Source organism: Candidatus Zixiibacteriota bacterium, assembly GCA_017999435.1.
Classification (GTDB): Bacteria; Zixibacteria; MSB-5A5; order GN15; family FEB-12; genus JAGNLV01.
Genome location: JAGNLV010000002.1, coordinates 201,611 through 217,317, shown reverse-complemented (window position 1 = coordinate 217,317; position 15,707 = coordinate 201,611). Strand labels below are relative to the sequence as shown.

At 66.0% G+C, this 15,707-nt stretch carries 12 protein-coding genes; 9 read left to right on the top strand and 3 right to left on the bottom strand.

Features of this window, described 5'->3' with window-relative positions; genetic code table 11:
- Nucleotides 1-49: 49 nt before the first annotated feature.
- Together KA261_06420 and KA261_06415 are read right to left on the bottom strand one after the other, a co-directional pair.
- Entirely contained in the window at nt 50-985 is a 936-nt protein-coding gene (locus KA261_06420) for a ribokinase (GenBank protein MBP7697428.1), read from the bottom strand.
- Between the two features lie 36 nt (nt 986-1,021).
- Nucleotides 1,022-1,672: a CDP-alcohol phosphatidyltransferase family protein gene (locus tag KA261_06415; protein MBP7697427.1), complete on the bottom strand. Its 651-nt coding sequence runs from the start codon at nt 1,670-1,672 to the stop codon at nt 1,022-1,024.
- A gap of 246 nt (nt 1,673-1,918) precedes the next feature.
- Here KA261_06415 and KA261_06410 point away from each other — a divergent pair, with 246 nt between their 5' ends.
- Complete coding sequence (locus KA261_06410) at nt 1,919-4,537, top strand: hypothetical protein (protein ID MBP7697426.1); 2,619 nt, start codon at nt 1,919-1,921, stop codon at nt 4,535-4,537.
- Nucleotides 4,538-4,574: 37 nt separating this feature from the next.
- Here KA261_06410 and KA261_06405 read toward each other — a convergent pair whose 3' ends face one another.
- The gene (locus KA261_06405; GenBank protein MBP7697425.1) at nt 4,575-6,950 is read right to left on the bottom strand and encodes a right-handed parallel beta-helix repeat-containing protein; all 2,376 of its coding nucleotides are present in this window, start codon (nt 6,948-6,950) and stop codon (nt 4,575-4,577) included.
- Between the two features lie 132 nt (nt 6,951-7,082).
- Between KA261_06405 and obgE the strand changes: the two genes are divergently transcribed.
- The 8 genes from obgE to KA261_06365 all read left to right on the top strand — a co-directional run bounded on the left by obgE (nt 7,083) and on the right by KA261_06365 (nt 15,691).
- The gene (gene obgE, locus KA261_06400) at nt 7,083-8,069 is read left to right on the top strand and encodes a GTPase ObgE (protein MBP7697424.1); all 987 of its coding nucleotides are present in this window, start codon (nt 7,083-7,085) and stop codon (nt 8,067-8,069) included.
- Nucleotides 8,047-9,162: a DNA-processing protein DprA gene (gene dprA, locus KA261_06395; protein ID MBP7697423.1), complete on the top strand. Its 1,116-nt coding sequence runs from the start codon at nt 8,047-8,049 to the stop codon at nt 9,160-9,162. Before obgE ends, dprA begins: the two co-directional genes overlap by 23 nt.
- Complete coding sequence (locus KA261_06390; protein MBP7697422.1) at nt 9,159-9,431, top strand: HPr family phosphocarrier protein; 273 nt, start codon at nt 9,159-9,161, stop codon at nt 9,429-9,431. The genes dprA and KA261_06390 overlap by 4 nt, the downstream gene beginning before the upstream one ends.
- Nucleotides 9,432-9,492: 61 nt before the next feature.
- The gene (gene ptsP / locus KA261_06385) at nt 9,493-11,268 is read left to right on the top strand and encodes a phosphoenolpyruvate--protein phosphotransferase (protein MBP7697421.1); all 1,776 of its coding nucleotides are present in this window, start codon (nt 9,493-9,495) and stop codon (nt 11,266-11,268) included.
- A 2-nt stretch (nt 11,269-11,270) separates the two neighbouring features.
- Nucleotides 11,271-12,347 (top strand): bifunctional phosphoglucose/phosphomannose isomerase, encoded by a 1,077-nt coding sequence (locus tag KA261_06380; protein MBP7697420.1) that lies wholly within the window; start codon nt 11,271-11,273, stop codon nt 12,345-12,347.
- Between the two features lie 190 nt (nt 12,348-12,537).
- Nucleotides 12,538-12,738 carry a DUF1858 domain-containing protein gene (locus tag KA261_06375; GenBank protein MBP7697419.1) on the top strand — a complete coding sequence of 67 codons (201 nt, stop codon included), beginning with the start codon at nt 12,538-12,540 and terminating at the stop codon, nt 12,736-12,738.
- A gap of 322 nt (nt 12,739-13,060) precedes the next feature.
- On the top strand, nt 13,061-13,435 hold the full coding sequence (locus tag KA261_06370; protein MBP7697418.1) for a hypothetical protein: 375 nt from the start codon (nt 13,061-13,063) through the stop codon (nt 13,433-13,435).
- A 12-nt stretch (nt 13,436-13,447) separates the two neighbouring features.
- The gene (locus KA261_06365; protein MBP7697417.1) at nt 13,448-15,691 is read left to right on the top strand and encodes a sigma 54-interacting transcriptional regulator; all 2,244 of its coding nucleotides are present in this window, start codon (nt 13,448-13,450) and stop codon (nt 15,689-15,691) included.
- Nucleotides 15,692-15,707 lie beyond the last annotated feature (16 nt).

The following is a 15,707-nucleotide window of genomic DNA, read 5'->3' as shown; positions in this document are numbered from 1 at the left end:
GTTGCTGCGCGCGCGGGAGCGCGCCGCGACACGGCGCGCCCGCCCTGGGCTAGCGGTTGACGGCCACCCGCACGCGGTAGTCGGCCAGGGCCAGCAGCTCCTCCTGGCGGGCGCGGACGGCGCGCTCGGCGAGCGGGAAATCGGGGCCGGTGTGCTCGATCATAAAAGAGGAGACGCACGAGGCAAAACAGCCGGCCCGCCGAAGGTCCCGCGTACGCAGGTACTCGAACGTGAAGCCGGCCATGTAGGTGTCGCCGGCGCCGGTGGAATCGAGCAGGGCGATGTCCGTGTAAGGGGGGATGTCGATGAACTCCCGGCCGTCGTAAATGACCGAGCCGAGTTCGGCGAGCGTGACGATCACCACCCGCGGCCCCGCCTTCTGGATGAGCCGGGCCGCCCGGTAGGGATCCTCGCGGCAGTCGACGCCGGTGAGAACGCGCGCCTCGAGCTCATTGGGCTTGACGACGTCGAAGAGGCCGAGGATGTCGTCGATGCCGGGGGCTTTCTCGTGATAGATGCGCCCGCCGGCATCGGCGCCGCGGAGCAGGCCCTGCGGGTCACAGAAGAAGAACCCGTCGTAGAGGCGGCGGATGCGCCGGATATTATCGAGCGAAATCTCGCCGAGGATGGGACCGACCAGCACCGCCTCGGCATCGGCAAACCAGGCCGGGTCGATCGGGTCGATCGGCGCGGCCCGGCCGATCAGGTCGAGCGTCCGGTTCCCGTGGTCGTCGTAGTAATTCAGGGCGAAACCGCCGCTCTCCGCTGACGGGATGATGACGTGGTCGATCCCGTGGCGTGCGAGGTCGGCGGCCAGCTGCGGACGGAAATCCTCGCCGACGGCGCCGACGAGGCGGACGCGCTCGCCCAGCTTCGCCAACGCGAGCGCGGCGTTGGTCGAGCAGCCGGAGAGCACGCGGCCGGTGGGCCGGACCTTCCGGGTCGTGATGAGGTCGTAGACCGGGTTGCCGAGCGCGGTGATCATGGGGGAAAAATCCTTTCCGGGCTCCCGCGGCGGCGTCTACACCTCGCGCTTGTCGCCCAGCACCTTGTAGGTGTACACCATCCGTTGGACGGAGGTAATGTACGAGGTCGCGCCGACCACGATCAGCGCCAGCTCCAGCCAGCCGCTGCGCGGGAAAGCGCCCACGGGGAGAAAATACTCCAGCAGCGAGCCGATGATGATGAGGATGAATTTCTCGAGCCGCCCCATGATGCCGACGGCGCAATTCTCAATCTTGCCCATCGACTCGGCCGCGGCCCGCGTGTACGAGGCGATGATCATGCCGAAAAGGGCGAACAGACCCCACCCCGGGGCCACCCGGCCGGAGAGTGTGATGCCGGCGAGAATGAAGAACTCGCCGTAGCGGTCGGAGACGTGGTCGAGGATGCCGCCGAAGACAGTGCCCATTTTCCCGGCGCGGGCCGTCGAGCCGTCAAGCATGTCGGTGAACGACGTGATGACCATCCACACCACCCCCCACAACCACTGCCCCCGCCAGAAAAAGACGCCGGAGATGATCGCGCAGAGGAGGCTGACGGCGGTGATGTAGTTGGGTTTGAAGCCGAGCCGGACGCACACCCGCCCGAGCGAGAGCGACCACTCTTCGTAAAACTGCCGTTTGCGCTGGTTGAGTCCCGGCGCCGCTTTCGTCCCTTCGATGCTTTTCATCCCGGCGAGTAATATATGCGCTTTTTGGGGGAGGTCAACGAGTCAACCCGGCGCGCGCGGCGGTTTTTTTGGGCCCGTGTCCGCCCCGCGGGGTGCTCCCCGCCCGCAAAAACCATCTTGCCCGGCAAGGGCTTAGCGCGGCCGCGGAAAACCGCTTGGCCAGGCGGCGTTGAACTGTTTTCGTTGGAGTAGACGGCCGGCGGCGGTCGCATACGTATTCCGCCCGCCGCCGCGCGGCGTAGTTCCATGAAACGACTGGGAGTCCTGATCGTGGGCGTGCTCGCCTGCTGGATCGGCCCGGATCCGGCGCGGGCCCGCATGACGGAAGCCGCGGACGGCCTCCGCGGGTACCGCCGTCCGCTTGCGGCCGTCTCGCCAGCCCACATGCTCGCCGCCCACCGGGCCGGCCGCATCGAACTGGCCGTCGCCAACAACGGCACCTTCGGCAAGGAGTACCATCCCGGCGAAGCCTCCGACGCTTTCACCGGCGAGGCCATCCCGCTCTCCTGCCAGTACCCCAAAGGTTCGCTGGTCGCCTACCTCTTCGGCGGCGCCTTCTGGATCGGCGCCGTGGTCGGACGCGATACCCTCGTGTCGGTGGGCGCCGACGGCTGGCAGCAGGTGTACGAGTTCTTCCCCGACCCCGCCCCCTTCGGCAACATGGTCCGCCGCTCCATCCGCGATCCCGAAGACTCCCTGGCCGTCTCCGAGGAAGACTACATCTCGGTTTACACCGATACCTTCCCGGAACTGGTCAACCCCGATCCGTTCGCCGCCGTCCACACCCCACTTTGCGTGCAGGTGACGCAGGCGTCGTACGCCTGGTCGTACGAGTACACCGAGGATTTCGTCCTCTTCGACTACCGCATCAAGAACATCGGCCGCGAGACGCTGCGCCAGGTGTACATGGGCATCTACGTCGACGACATGATCTGCTACGACTGCTTCGGCAGCAACCTGGGGTACACCGACGACCACAGCGGATTTCTCCACACCTACCCGGTGCGGTACGGCCGCTGCGAGTATCTCGACACCGTCTTCCTCGCCTGGCAGGCGGACAACGACGGCGACCTGGAGACGATATTCTCGGATGGCCGGCGGCATCCCTGCCCGGACGTGATCGCGACCCGCATCATTCGGACGCCGGCGGAGGATCTCGATGTGAGTTTCAACTGGTGGATCGGGAACAGCAACGCGCAGCTTGATTTCGGTCCGCGCGAGCGGGAGTTCGTGGGGCGCTGGAAGGAGCCGGTGCGGGATTTCGGCACGGGCGGACTGGGGACGCCCGAGGGGGACCGGAACAAGTACTACGTGCTGCGCAACCAGGAGTTCGACTACGACCAGATCTTCACGGCGACCATTTCAAGCTCCGACAGCCGCTGGCTCTACCCGGACCCGAGCCTGGCGGCCGATTACGCCGATGGCTATGACACCCGCTACCTGCTCTCGTTCGGGCCGTTTGATATCCAGCCCGGCCGCTCGCTCCCGGTCTCGTTCGCCTACATGGCCGGCGAACACCTCCACCGCTCCCCCGACAACGCCGCCCATCTCCCCGCGCGGCCCGACCTCTACTACGCCAACCTTGATTTCTCCGATCTCGCCCTCAACGCCGGCTGGGCCTCCCGCGTCTACGACAACCCCGGCGTGGACACCGACGGCGACGGGTACCGCGGGAGATTTCGCCTGATGAAAACGCGGGCCGACGGCACCGTGGAGTGCCTGCCCGACGGGATCTACATCGGGCCGCCGGGCGACAGTCTGCAGGGGGGCGAGCCGAGGCTGGATACGGTGTGGTATCAGGGCGACGGGGTGCCGGATTTCCGGGGGGCCGCCCCCCCTCCGCCCCCCGAATTCCGCCTCGCCTCTCCCTCGGCCGGCACGATCCTGGTCCGCTTCAACGGCCTGCTGTCCGAGACCGCCCAGGATCAATTCTCCGGGCTGTACGATTTCGAGGGATACCGGGTGTACCTGGGGCGCGATGACCGGGAGGCCAGTTTCAGCCTCGCAGCCTCGTACGACCGTGAGGACTTCAACAAGCTCGTCTGGGATGCCGACGCGTCCGAGTGGCGGCTGTTCGATCCCCCCTACACGCTGGCCGAGCTGCGCTGTCTGTACGCCGATTCGTGCGGCGATGCGACGTTTGACCCGTTGCGCTACACCCGGGTCAACCGCTTCGTCCACCCGCGCTACCCGGACTCCCTCTTCTGCTTCGAGAAGCAGGATTACAATGCCGCCGGGTCGGGCGATCTCGGCGCCATCGTCAAGAGCTATCCCGACCAGCCGTATCCCTCAAGCCCCGATCCCGCGCTGGTCCGGCCGGACGAACTGACGGCCGAGGGGCGACTGAAATACTTCGAATACGAATTCACCATCACCGGCCTGCTCCCCTCCGTGCCCTACTGGGTGAACGTGACCGCGTTCGATTTCGGTTCGCCGAGCACGGGGCTGCCCGCCCTGGAGTCCTCGGTCACGGTCGGCGCGCAGTCGATCTACACGGTGCTCGGCGGAACGGAGGCGGGCGAGAGGCTGCGGGTGATCGCCTATCCGAATCCCTACCGGGCCGACGGCGGGTACCGGGGGAACGGGTTCGAGGGCCGGCTGGCCCCGGACCGGCCGGAGGACCGGGTGCGGGCCGTGCATTTCGCCAATCTCCCCGCCCGCTGCACGATCAGGATCTTGACGCTCGACGGCGACCTTGTCCGGGAAATCGTCCACGATCAGCCGCCGGGATCGGCGCGCGCCAATCACGACCAGTGGGATCTCATCACCCGCAACACGCAGACGGTGGTCAGCGGGCTGTACTACTGGACGGTGGAAGACGGGCAGGGCAACGTGCAGCTCGGCAAGCTGGCGATCATCATGTAATGCCGGGCGGCCCGCGTCGGACCACCGCCACGCCCGGTCACGGGCACACGGGCCAGGGGGCGCCGCGAAACATCGCCGCCACCAGCAGGGTGAGGTCGACGACAGTGAGTTGCGCGTCGCGGTTGAAATCGACCTCCTCAAAACACAACGGGGCGGGACCGCCGCGGAAGAGATGGGCGACGAAAGCGGTCAGGTCGGCGATAGTGACGGCGCCGTTGTGCTGGAAATCGCCCATGTGCGCGCAGCAGCCGCCTTCGCAGCCGAGGCCGCGGGCGCCGATGACCGCCCCGCAGGCGTTGTTCTCCGGCAGGCAGACGGAGCCGGCCGCCACCCGGTAGTCGCCGGCGGCCGTGTCGCAGAAGAGCGGGTCGACCGAGTTGTTGTTGGCGCTGTCGATGGGGTCGTCGGTGAAGATCACCACGTCCGCCGCGCCGTTGCCGAACCAGTCGTTGCAGGTGACAAAGTACGGGCAGGGCGCGGAGCCGTGCAGACCGTCGCCGTGGTTGAAGGCGAAGACGTTGCCGATTATCCGCGACAGGCCCGAGTCCAGCACGGCCGGGGCCGGAGCGCCGTCCTTCGGAAAATCCCAGTCGTACCAGAGCCCGGTCCCATTATCCGCGAAAGTGCAGTTGGTGACATAGAGACCGCGCGGCACCATTTCGTACCAGGCGAAAATTCCGCGCTGGGCGTTGCCGACAAAAAGCGAGCGATCGGCCCGGAGCACCGTCCCCCAGCCAACCTGTATGCCGTCCGCGCTGTTGTCCAAGAAACTCGTCGAGTCGACCGCTATCACGCCGCTCGTCCCGCCGCCGATCCCCTCCCAGGAGTTGCGGCTGATGTCGCAGCCGATCACCCGCAAAGTGTCTCCCAGCTCGGCTGAGAACATGATGCCCGAGCCCGCGTTGTCGACAATGCGGCAGTTGCGGAAAGTCGGCCCCGTGCCTTCGCACTTGATGACGCCCGATTGGGAATAGGGGCGGATGAAGCCGAGACCGTTGGTGATGGTGAACCCGACCACCTCCGTCGTCGGCCCCTCGTCGTTGCGGAAAGTGAACGCGTGGCGCTGGAGGCCGGCGTCGCCCCCGAGATTAAGGATTGTGGAGTCCGGGCCGGACGGGGCATAGAGGACGACCTGTTTGCCGAGGAAGTTGAGGTCGCGGTTGAACGGGCCGGTGTACGTGCCGGCGGCCACGGCGATCGTGTCGCCGTCGGCGGCGGCGAAAATGGCTTCCTGAATCGTGGGAAGGTCGGCCGGCACGGCGATTTTCCGATGGGGGGCGATCTGCACCGCGAAAAGCCCTTCCCGCCAGGAACCCCAGCCCTCGGCGTTCTGCAGGCGGAGGCGGTAGTAGTACAACCCCCGGTCGGCCAGCGGCCCGCCCCCGTACGCGGCTGCCGGGATGCCGGACGGTACCGGCCCGGATGCCCACAGCTCGGCCGCCGTCCAGTCGCGGTCGCGGCCGATCTCGATTTCGTACCCGGTCTGCGTCAGTCCGCTCGTATCTGCGTACTGCCAGGCGATGGTCGGAACGAGAGTCCCGGAGTCGACGGCGATCTGCCAGGCGGCGGGCGGCGCACCGGCCACCGAGAAAGCGCCGAGATCGGTCGGCGTGCCGTCCGGATCCCGGTAATCCGGATGCCCGGCGTCAATCAGCGGCGAACCGATCCACAGGCGCAGGTCGCCCGCAGCCGAATCGCACCACAGCGGGTCCGCGAGCAGATCGTGTTCGGCGTACGGGAGACAGCAGTATATGTCGTAGAGGACGAGGTTGTAGTCGATCCGGGCGAGCGAGGTGATGAGCGCCCGGTGCTGGCAGTCGATGATGATGTTGTTGAGGATGGCGGCGCTGTCGTGCGAGGCCGATATCCCTATATAACGGGAGTCGTAAATGGTGTTGTTGTAGATCCAGATCGGCCCCGCCGCCTTGATCTGATAATAACCGTCGTTGCGAAGAAACAAGTTGTGATGGATCGCGGGGGCGCTCGCCGAATCGGCCGAGAGAACCGCCGGCGTGTTGCTGAGATTCGGGCAGCGGGTGATCCGGTTGAAACAGATCGTGGGGGAACTCCCCTCGATCACCAGGGCGCTCGACATCCCGCTCTCTTCGAAACTGAACCCCCGCACCACGGCGGCGCGGGTCTCTCCCTGGTGGATGCGGACAAGCGGGAGGCCGCCGTCGGCGGGTTTCAGGATCGTGGAATCCATGCCCGCTCCGAGAAGGACGATGTCGATCCCGGCGAGGCTGATGTTTTCCAGATAGGTTCCGGGCGCCACCTGCACGGTGTCGCCGGCCGCGGCGGCGGCGATGCCCGCCTGGATGGTTGCGTGGTCGCCGGGAACATGGATTACGGACGCGGCCGCGGCACCCGCGAGGAGCGCCGGGAACAGACCGCAAACAATTGAGTATTTCATGGCAGCCTTCTTTGGGATGAGCGCGGTACCGATGAACGCGTTCCTGCTTTCTCCCAAGATAGCGCGGATCGGGGGTTCTGTCAATACACGTGTGGTTTGACATTGTCGGCGGCGGGGCCCATATTGTCACCCATGTTTGTCGACTACGCCGAGATCGAGGTCACCGCCGGCAAAGGCGGACACGGAGTAGTCTCCTTCCACCGGGAGAAGTTCATCCCGAAAGGGGGTCCGGACGGCGGGGACGGCGGCCACGGCGGGAGTGTCGCCGCGGTGGCCGACCCCCAACTGACCACCCTGCTCGATTACCGGTACAAGAAGCACTACCGGGCGGAGAACGGACAGCCCGGCCAGGGGTCGCTCAAGACCGGGCGTTCGGGGCACGATATCGAATTGCGGCTCCCGGTGGGGACGATCGTCACCGACCTCGACACCGGCGAGCAGCTTGCCGATCTCGACTCGCCGGGGGCGAGAGTGATCCTCGCCCGCGGGGGCAAAGGGGGACTCGGCAACAATCACTTCAAGACCTCGACCAATCAGACGCCGCGCAAGGCGACGACGGGGTATCCCGGCGAGCACCGCCGGCTGGCGCTGGAGTTGAAGTTGCTGGCCGACGTCGGCCTGGTGGGCAAGCCGAACGCGGGGAAATCGACTATCCTGGCCACGTTCTCGGCCGCCCGCCCCAAGATCGCCGACTACCCGTTCACGACGCTGATCCCGAATCTGGGGATCGTCCGACTGCGCGAGCACAAGTCCTGCGTTATGGCCGACATCCCCGGACTCATCGAGGGGGCGGCCGAGGGGAAAGGACTGGGGCTGCAGTTTCTCCGGCACATCCAGCGGACCGTCGTGCTCGTGTATGTCGTCGATATCAACGACGGGGATATCGAAGGGACGCTCCGGCTGCTGCGGCGCGAGCTGGCCCGGTACGACGAGTCGTTGGCTCGGCGGCCCTCGCTGGTGGCGGTGACGAAGATCGACACGGTGAGCGAAAGTGATCTGAAAGCGGTTTCCGAAAAGTTGTCCGACGGCTATATTTACCTGTCCGCGGTGGCCGGCCTGGGGGCCGGGAGCTTCCTTGAGGCGATAGAGCGAATCCTTGACCAGCAGCGAGCGACATAGACGATTAGTCGACACGATCGGGCTGCTGCAGGTGCCCGGCATCGGCGGCGGCCGATTCGACCGACTTGTCCGCGCCTTCGGTTCGGCCGGCGCGGCGTCCGCGGCCTCGATCGCCGAGCTGGCGGCTGTCCCGGGCATTTCCCGCGCCCTGGCGACTGCTATCCATGAGCAGTATGACGAGGCGTCGGCGGAAGCGACCGCCGGCCAGATTGCGCAGCTGGGCTGGGCCGTGATTTTTCCCGACGATGCGGACTACCCGCCGATGTTGAGCGCACTCGAGCCGCCACCCCCTCTTTTGTTCCGGGTCGGAGAGCCGGCGCACGCCTCGGATCGCATGATCGCGATCGTGGGCACGCGCCACCCGACCGAACGCGGGCGGATGTTCGCGCACGGCCTGGCGCGGGCGCTGGCCGAGTCGGGCATCGCGGTCGTGTCGGGCATGGCCGAGGGGATCGACACCGCCGCCCACACGGGAGCGCTCGACGGGGGCGGCCGCACGGTCGCCGTCTGGGGCAGCTCGCTCGATCAAGTTTACCCCCCGACCAACCGGGGCCTGGCCGACCGGATCAGGGAACGGGGGGCGATCTACTCGGAGTACCTCCCCGGCACGTTCCCCGACCGCCCGCATTTCCCCGAGCGCAACCGCATCATCTCCGGCATGGCCTGGGGAGTGGTGGTGGTCGAGGCGGGAGACCGGTCGGGGGCGCTGATTACGGCGGAACACGCCCTGCGGCAGAACCGCACGGTGTTCGCCGTCCCCGGCCCCCCGGGTGCGACCGCCAGCCTCGGCTGCAATGAACTTCTCAAGCAGGGGGCCGGGCTGGTGACCTCGGTCGAGGACATTTTTCGCGAGTTGCCCACCCTGAGAGGCGAGGTCAAGGTGCAGCGGGCGGCCGAGCGCCCGGACCTGACGCCGACCGAGCGGGAAATCGTGGCCCTCTTCACGGCCGGACCGGTGCAGCTCGATGACCTCGCGCGCCGCCTGAACAAACCGGTCGCCGAACTCACCCAGTTCCTGCTGGCGCTGGAGCTCAAGGGGGTCGTCCTCGAACTGGCCGGCAAACGCTTCACGCTGAGCGACGAATTCGCATGATCACGGCCACCGCGACGATCGTCAACAAACTGGGTCTCCACGCCCGTCCCTCGGCCATGCTGGTCACCACCGCATCGCGCTTCGAGTCCGAGGTCTGGGTCACCAAAGACGGTTTGCGGGTGAACGGGAAATCGATCATGGGGGTAATGATGCTGGCGGCCGAGCGCGGCTCACAACTGCTCATCGAGGTGAACGGACCCGACGAGCAGGAGGCCCTCCAGGCAGTCCTCCGCGTGATCGAGGGGGGGTTCGGGGAACGGCCCGACTGATATTCCGCTTGCCTTTAGTCTGCGGGGCTTCCTATAATGTATGGTTACCCCGGAAAGGGGTATGATCGGCATGGATGGCAAGGAATACACCATAGACGGGGTGCCGATCTCCAGCGGGATTGTTCTCGGAACCGCCCGGGTGATGCTGCCGGGCGAGGCGCAGGTATCGGAAATGCCGATCCCGGCGTCCCGGGTGCCCCGGGAGATCGACGCCCTGCAGAAGGCGGTCGACGAGACCCTCGACGAGCTTCGCGAGGTCCACCAGGCGGCCATCCGCAAGATTGGCGGTCCGGTGGCGAAGATATTCGAAGCTCAGGTCATGATCGCCAGCGACACCGAGTTCCTCAAGCGGGTGCGGGCCGCCATCGAGGAGCAGCGGCTCGGCGCCGCCTATGTCTACCAGAAGCTGGTGCAGGAGACGGTCGACCCGCTGCAAAACTCCCCCGACCGTTACATGCGGCAGGTAGCGCTCGATATCGAGGCGGTTGCGGCCCGGGTGGTGGCCCGGCTATCGGGGCGGATCCCCCAGCAGAAGCGGTTCGCCCCCAACACCATCATGGTGGGGAAATCGTTTTCCCCCAACGACGTGGTCTCGTACCGGGAGCGCAAAGCCACCGGCTTCGTCATCAGCGAAGGGGGCGCCGATTCTCACATGGCGCTCATCGCCCGCGCTCTTTTGCTGCCGGTCGTGCTGGCCGAGGAGGCATGGCAGAAAATCCCCAACAACACCCGGATTATCGCCGATGCCGTGTCCGGCCGGGTCATCGTCAACCCCAGCCAGGCGACTTGGGAAGATTACCAGCGGCGCCGGCGACGGCTCGGGCCGACCGTGCTCAGCCGCATCAAGAAGCTCGGCCGCATCCCGCCGGTCACGGCCGATGGCGTTGAGGTGGCGATCGGGGCCAACCTGACGCTGCCCGGCCCGGCCGATGAAATCCTCGCCCACCAGCGCGTCCAGGTCGGTCTCTACCGCACCGAGTTCTTGTACCTCGCGAACGGGGCGTTTCCCTCGGAGGAGGCCCAGTACGATTACTACCGGCGGATCGCCCGGACTTTCGGCCCGACGCCGGTGGTGCTGCGGACTTTCGACCTCGGGGGCGACAAGGTGTTCAACGGCGGCGGCTTCCCGGTCGAGGACAACCCCGCCTTGGGACTGCGGGGAATCCGCACTATGCTGGCGATGCGGGAAGAATTCCGCACCCAGATCCGGGCGATCCTCCGCGCGTCCGCCCACGGCAATCTGCGGATCCTGCTGCCGATGGTCACCGAGCTGGAGGAAATTGAGCGGGCCCGGAAGATCATTTCGCAGGAGAAGCAGAAACTTCGGCGGGAAGCTATCCCCTTTGGCGAAGACGTTCCCCTGGGGATCATGATCGAAGTCCCATCGGCCGCCCTCACGGCCGACACGTTGAGTCGGCGTGTGGACTTCGTGTCGATCGGGACGAACGATCTGACGCAGTATACGCTGGCCGCGGACCGGATGAACAGCCACGTGGCGCACCTGTACAACGCCCTGCACCCGGCCGTGCTGAACCTGGTCTGGCATACGGTCAAGACCTGCCGGGCCAACGGCGTGCCGGTGACCGTGTGCGGCGAGCTGGCCGGCCAGCGGCTGGCCCTGCCCCTGCTGATCGGTATGGGCGTGGACGTGCTGTCGATGGCGCCGGCGCGCCTGGTCGAGGTCTGCCGTTTAATCCGCAAAATCAACTCCACCCGGGCGCGGGACCTGGTCGGGCCGGTGCTCGCCGGCGGCACGCTGCAGGCGGTGGTGGACCGCCTGCGTGACTATAGAGAGACCCTGGAACACGTGGACCCCAGAATGAGAGAGGACAGCTGATTTTGAATATACTCGACGACATTGAGAAGATCCGCGCCCACGATCCGGAAAACATGTACAACCGAATCTTCGATTTTCCCGAGCAGTTGGCGGATGCGGTGAAACTCGGCAAACTCTGGAAGTTCGATGCGAGCGCGTTCCCGGGCATCAAGAATATCGTTACCGTGGGCATGGGCGGGTCCGGAATCGCCGGCGACCTCATGCGCAGCTACCTCCGCACCAAACTGCTCGTGCCGGTCGACATCTGCCGCTCCTACGCGCTGCCCGAGTATGTCGACGACGAGACCCTGGTGGTCGCCGCCTCCTACAGCGGCAACACCGAGGAGACGCTCGCGGCGGTGGACGACGCGCTCAACCGCAAGGCCATGCTCGCCGCGATCGCCACCGGCGGTCTGCTTGAGGAAGTGGCCCAGCTCAACGACATCCCGCTGGCCAAACTGCCCGGCGGTCTCCAGCCCCGCGCCGCCCTCGGCTACCTCTTCGTGATGACCATGATGTTTCTCGAACAGGTCGGCCACGCCAAGGGGTTCTCCAAGGAGCTCGAGAAGGTCATCCCGCAGCTGCAGAAGCACCGGGAGAAGTATATCGAAGACAATTCGACGACCATCAACCCGGCCAAGAACCTCGCCCAGAAACTGCACAAGAAGATCGTGATCGTCTATAGCGGACCGACCCTGACCGATGCGGTCGGGCGGCGCTGGAAAGCTCAGTTGTGCGAGAACGCCAAGACCCTCGCCTTCGCCAACCAGTTCCCGGAATTCAATCACAACGAGCTGGTCGGCTGGTCGCCGTCGATCGAGGAACTCGCCTCGCACCTGGCCGTCGTGATCCTGCGCGACCTTGGCGACCACCCGCAGGTGCGCCAGCGCATGAACATCGTCGGCGAACTGATCCGCTCGCGCGGGGTGGAGGCGATCGACGTTCACTCGCGCGGGGAGACCGAGCTCGAGCGGATGCTCTCGCTGGTCCAGTTCGGCGACTTCGTCTCCTATTACCTCGCGATTCTCAACGAGGTCGACCCGACGCCGGTGAAGATCATCGACGCCCTGAAGAAGGCGCTCGCGGAGGCCAAAAAATAGCGCCGGGGGACCGACGGCAATTGGGCGGGGCCGCCAGACCGGCCCCGCCTTTTTTTCTCCCGCGCGCGGCCCGGCGCGCCAAACCCTCCCCCGCGTCTTCCACGGCACTCTGTCGGGCTCCGGGCGTTTAACAGTTTGAGGCGGCGCGCCGCACGGCGCGACCGCGATCGGTCCCGAGCGGAGCAGGAAGATGATTACGCCGGAAACCAGAGTCGACGAAATGGTGGAGCGCTATCCGGACGCGGTGCGCTTTCTCATGAGCCGGGGACTGCCGTGCGTCGTGTGCGGGGAGCCGTTCTGGGGAAGCCTGGAGGAGTTGTGCCGGCAGAAGGGTTGGCCGACGGTCCGCCTTGCGGAACTCGTGGACGAGTTCAATCGGCTGCACTCGTGAAGGGGGAGCGGCCGGTGCGGCGGTCGCAGAGACTGTGTTGCGGGGCCCGGCCGGCGAACAGACGACGGGCGGGGCGGCCACGCCGGCGCGCGCCTTTCGCATGGTACGTCATCCTACCGGAGACGACAGGAAAGCAGCGCGGAATCTGCTCCGCGGCGGGTGAGTTCAAAAATCCCATTGACAACCGGTGCGCTCCACATTATAGTAGAAGGGGCAGGGACTTGACCGGAGGTATGCTCATGTCTCTGCACAATCCCCTCTCTCGCCCGCCGGCCCTGTGTCTTTGGCAAAACTTGTGTCACTATAAACCAAGGAGTGTGTCATGAAACGTCTTCTCACTGTTTCGGTTGTCCTGGTGCTGTTGTTGGCCACCGCCGTCAGCAGTGTCAGTGCTCGCCGGAACCCGATTGCTGTCCCGTATCCGCGGCCGTCCAGCGAGGACCATCCGTGGGGCGGGGAGCAGAACTATTTCCCTGATTCTCGCCTGTCCCAGCCCGGCACTTCGTCGGGAGTGGCGCCCGGAATTGTCGGCATTGAGACCAGCCTGTTGTGGCGGCTGGTGATGCCGCTCTGGTTCGAACGGCTGACCGGCCACACCATCGTGACACTGCCGCAGCCGTCGACTGACGGCAACGCAATTGTGGGAGAGAACAACCCGGGTGCGACGGCCCCGGCAAACAACGGTCGAGGAAACTGAGGGAACGAAGGTATGAGAGTGATTACCGACACTGCCGACGGACTGCTTGCGGCAGCGGCTCACTACCTGGAGGAATTGCTCGCCGCGCGGGATTTTTCGGGCGCGGTCAAGTACTACGAGGCGAATCGCCGCCAGCTTGAGACGGCGGGAAGCGCGCTCGCGGGACGAATTCTCCGGTTGGTGGCCCGGGCTCACCTTGCGCTCGCTTCGTACCCCACGGCGCTCCGCCTGGCCCGCATGGCGCAGGCCATCCACTCCGAGCACGGCGACACGCTCGAGTTGGCGGAGACTTTCCTCACGGTGGCCGAAGTTCTTCGGGACAGCGGCGAACTGAAGCAAGCGGAGAAAGCATTCCGAGACGCCGAATCAATCTTTCGGCGCAACGATTGTGCGGAAGGGCAGAGCAGGGCGCTGAACCTGCTGGCCGGCCTCTACTTCCGCCAAAACGACTATCGCAATTCGCTGACGGTGCTGATGGAGGCCATCGGCCTCGCCAAGCGCCTGGACGACCGCAAGAAACTTGCGTACATGATGGGCAACATCGGCCGTATCCAGACATTCCTCGGCGAATTCGCAGAGGCCAAGAAACATCTCGAAATCAACCTCACCCTGTCCGAGGAACTGGGACAGACTCTCGAGGCGGCGCGGGCGGCGCTGTCCCTCGGCTACGTGCAGATGCAGGAAGGGGACTTTGCCGGGGCCGAGACGACGTTCCAGAAAGCGGCGGCCGGTTTGCGCCGGGTCGAAAGCCCGCGCGATCAGGTAATCCTCCGCACCTACCTGGGCGAGCTGTACTACCGGAGCGAGCGGGCGGCGGAAGCGGCCGAGATGCTCGAGAGCGCGCTGGCGGCCGCCGAGGCTATCGGTCGGGAGACGACCCTGACCGGCCGCGTGCTGCGCCACCTGGCCGAGGCCTCGCTGCGTGTCGGCCACGACCGGGTTGCCGCGCGCTATGCGGCCCGGGCGCTGGCGATTCTGGCCAAAACCGGCGAGATGGTCGAGCAGGGAGCCGTGCTGAAAGTGCAGGCCATCCTCGCCGAACGCGGCGGTCGCATCGCCGAAGCCCGCGAGCTGTTCGTGAAAGCGCTCGACACGCTCCACCAGTCGGGCGTTCGGTTTGAGAAGGCCGAGGCGCTGGTGGCGGCCGGCCAGTCGGCCGCTTTCGACCCGCGCAAACGCCTGACCTGCCTGTTCCGCGCCGAAGAGTATTTCCGCCGCGGGGGGATGCAGCGGCGTCTGGAGGAGATTGACCGCCTGCTGGCCGGCACGGACCGCCTGCGGCCGGGCGACGCCCCCGGCGCGGCCGCGAGGACCTCCGAGGTGGAATTCCTGACCGCCAACGAGCAGATCAAGCGGTTCAAACAGCAACTGAGCTACGTCGCCAAGTCCGATCTCCCCGTCCTGCTGACCGGCGAGACGGGTGTCGGCAAGGACCACATGGCCCGGTACTTCCACGCGATCTGCCGGCCCGATGGTCCTTTTGTGGCGGTCAATTGCGCCTCGATTCCCGAGACCCTTCTGGAGTCGGAGCTGTTCGGATACGCCAAGGGGGCTTTCACCGGAGCCGACCGCGACAAAGAAGGACTTTTCGTGACCGCCAACGGCGGCGTGCTCTACCTCGACGAGATCGGGGACATGCCGCCGACTCTCCAGGCCAAACTGCTCGGCGTTCTGGAAAGCCGCCGGGTGGTGCCGGTCGGATCGACGAAAGAGGTGCCGCTCGACATCCGGCTCGTCGTGGCGACCAACCGCGATCTCCAGGCGATGGTGGAGCGCGGATTGTTCCGCCGCGATCTCTACTACCGCATCAGCGGCATTACGTTCCACCTCCCCCCGCTGCGCGACCGGAAAGAGGATATCCCGCTCCTGCTGCGGCACTTCCTCCAAAACTGCCGCCGCCTGGCGGAGAGCCCGCTGCCGGCCGACGTTATCCACCGCTTTGTCGAGTATGCCTGGCCGGGCAACGTGCGCGAGCTGAACAACAAAGTCAAACGGCTCGAGGTGATGGCGGAACTGGCCGCCGAGGGAGATCTCTCCGAATTGGCCCATGCCGTGTTCGGCGACCCCGGTCGGGATCAACGCTCCTCGCTCTTCGAGCAGGTTGAGCGGTTCGAGCGGCAGATGCTGATCGAGGCCCTGCTGGCCACCGGCGGCAACAAGTCGGAGGCGGCGCGCATCCTCGGAATCCACGAGGCCACCGTCCGCACGAAACTCAAGCGCTACGGCATCAGCCTGGAAGGAGGTGCGCTCAACTAGGCTGAAACCGACACGA

Bases quoted from the DNA above. Each gene is read 5' to 3' on its own strand.
- KA261_06420 (MBP7697428.1), bottom strand. From the start codon at position 985: ATGATCACCGCGCTCGGCAACCCGGTCTACGACCTCATCACGACCCGG.
- KA261_06415 (MBP7697427.1), bottom strand. From the start codon at position 1,672: ATGAAAAGCATCGAAGGGACGAAAGCGGCGCCGGGACTCAACCAGCGC.
- KA261_06410 (MBP7697426.1), top strand. From the start codon at position 1,919: ATGAAACGACTGGGAGTCCTGATCGTGGGCGTGCTCGCCTGCTGGATC.
- KA261_06405 (MBP7697425.1), bottom strand. From the start codon at position 6,950: ATGAAATACTCAATTGTTTGCGGTCTGTTCCCGGCGCTCCTCGCGGGT.
- obgE (MBP7697424.1), top strand. From the start codon at position 7,083: ATGTTTGTCGACTACGCCGAGATCGAGGTCACCGCCGGCAAAGGCGGA.
- KA261_06390 (MBP7697422.1), top strand. From the start codon at position 9,159: ATGATCACGGCCACCGCGACGATCGTCAACAAACTGGGTCTCCACGCC.
- ptsP (MBP7697421.1), top strand. From the start codon at position 9,493: ATGATCGGCATGGATGGCAAGGAATACACCATAGACGGGGTGCCGATC.
- KA261_06375 (MBP7697419.1), top strand. From the start codon at position 12,538: ATGATTACGCCGGAAACCAGAGTCGACGAAATGGTGGAGCGCTATCCG.
- KA261_06370 (MBP7697418.1), top strand. From the start codon at position 13,061: ATGAAACGTCTTCTCACTGTTTCGGTTGTCCTGGTGCTGTTGTTGGCC.
- KA261_06365 (MBP7697417.1), top strand. From the start codon at position 13,448: ATGAGAGTGATTACCGACACTGCCGACGGACTGCTTGCGGCAGCGGCT.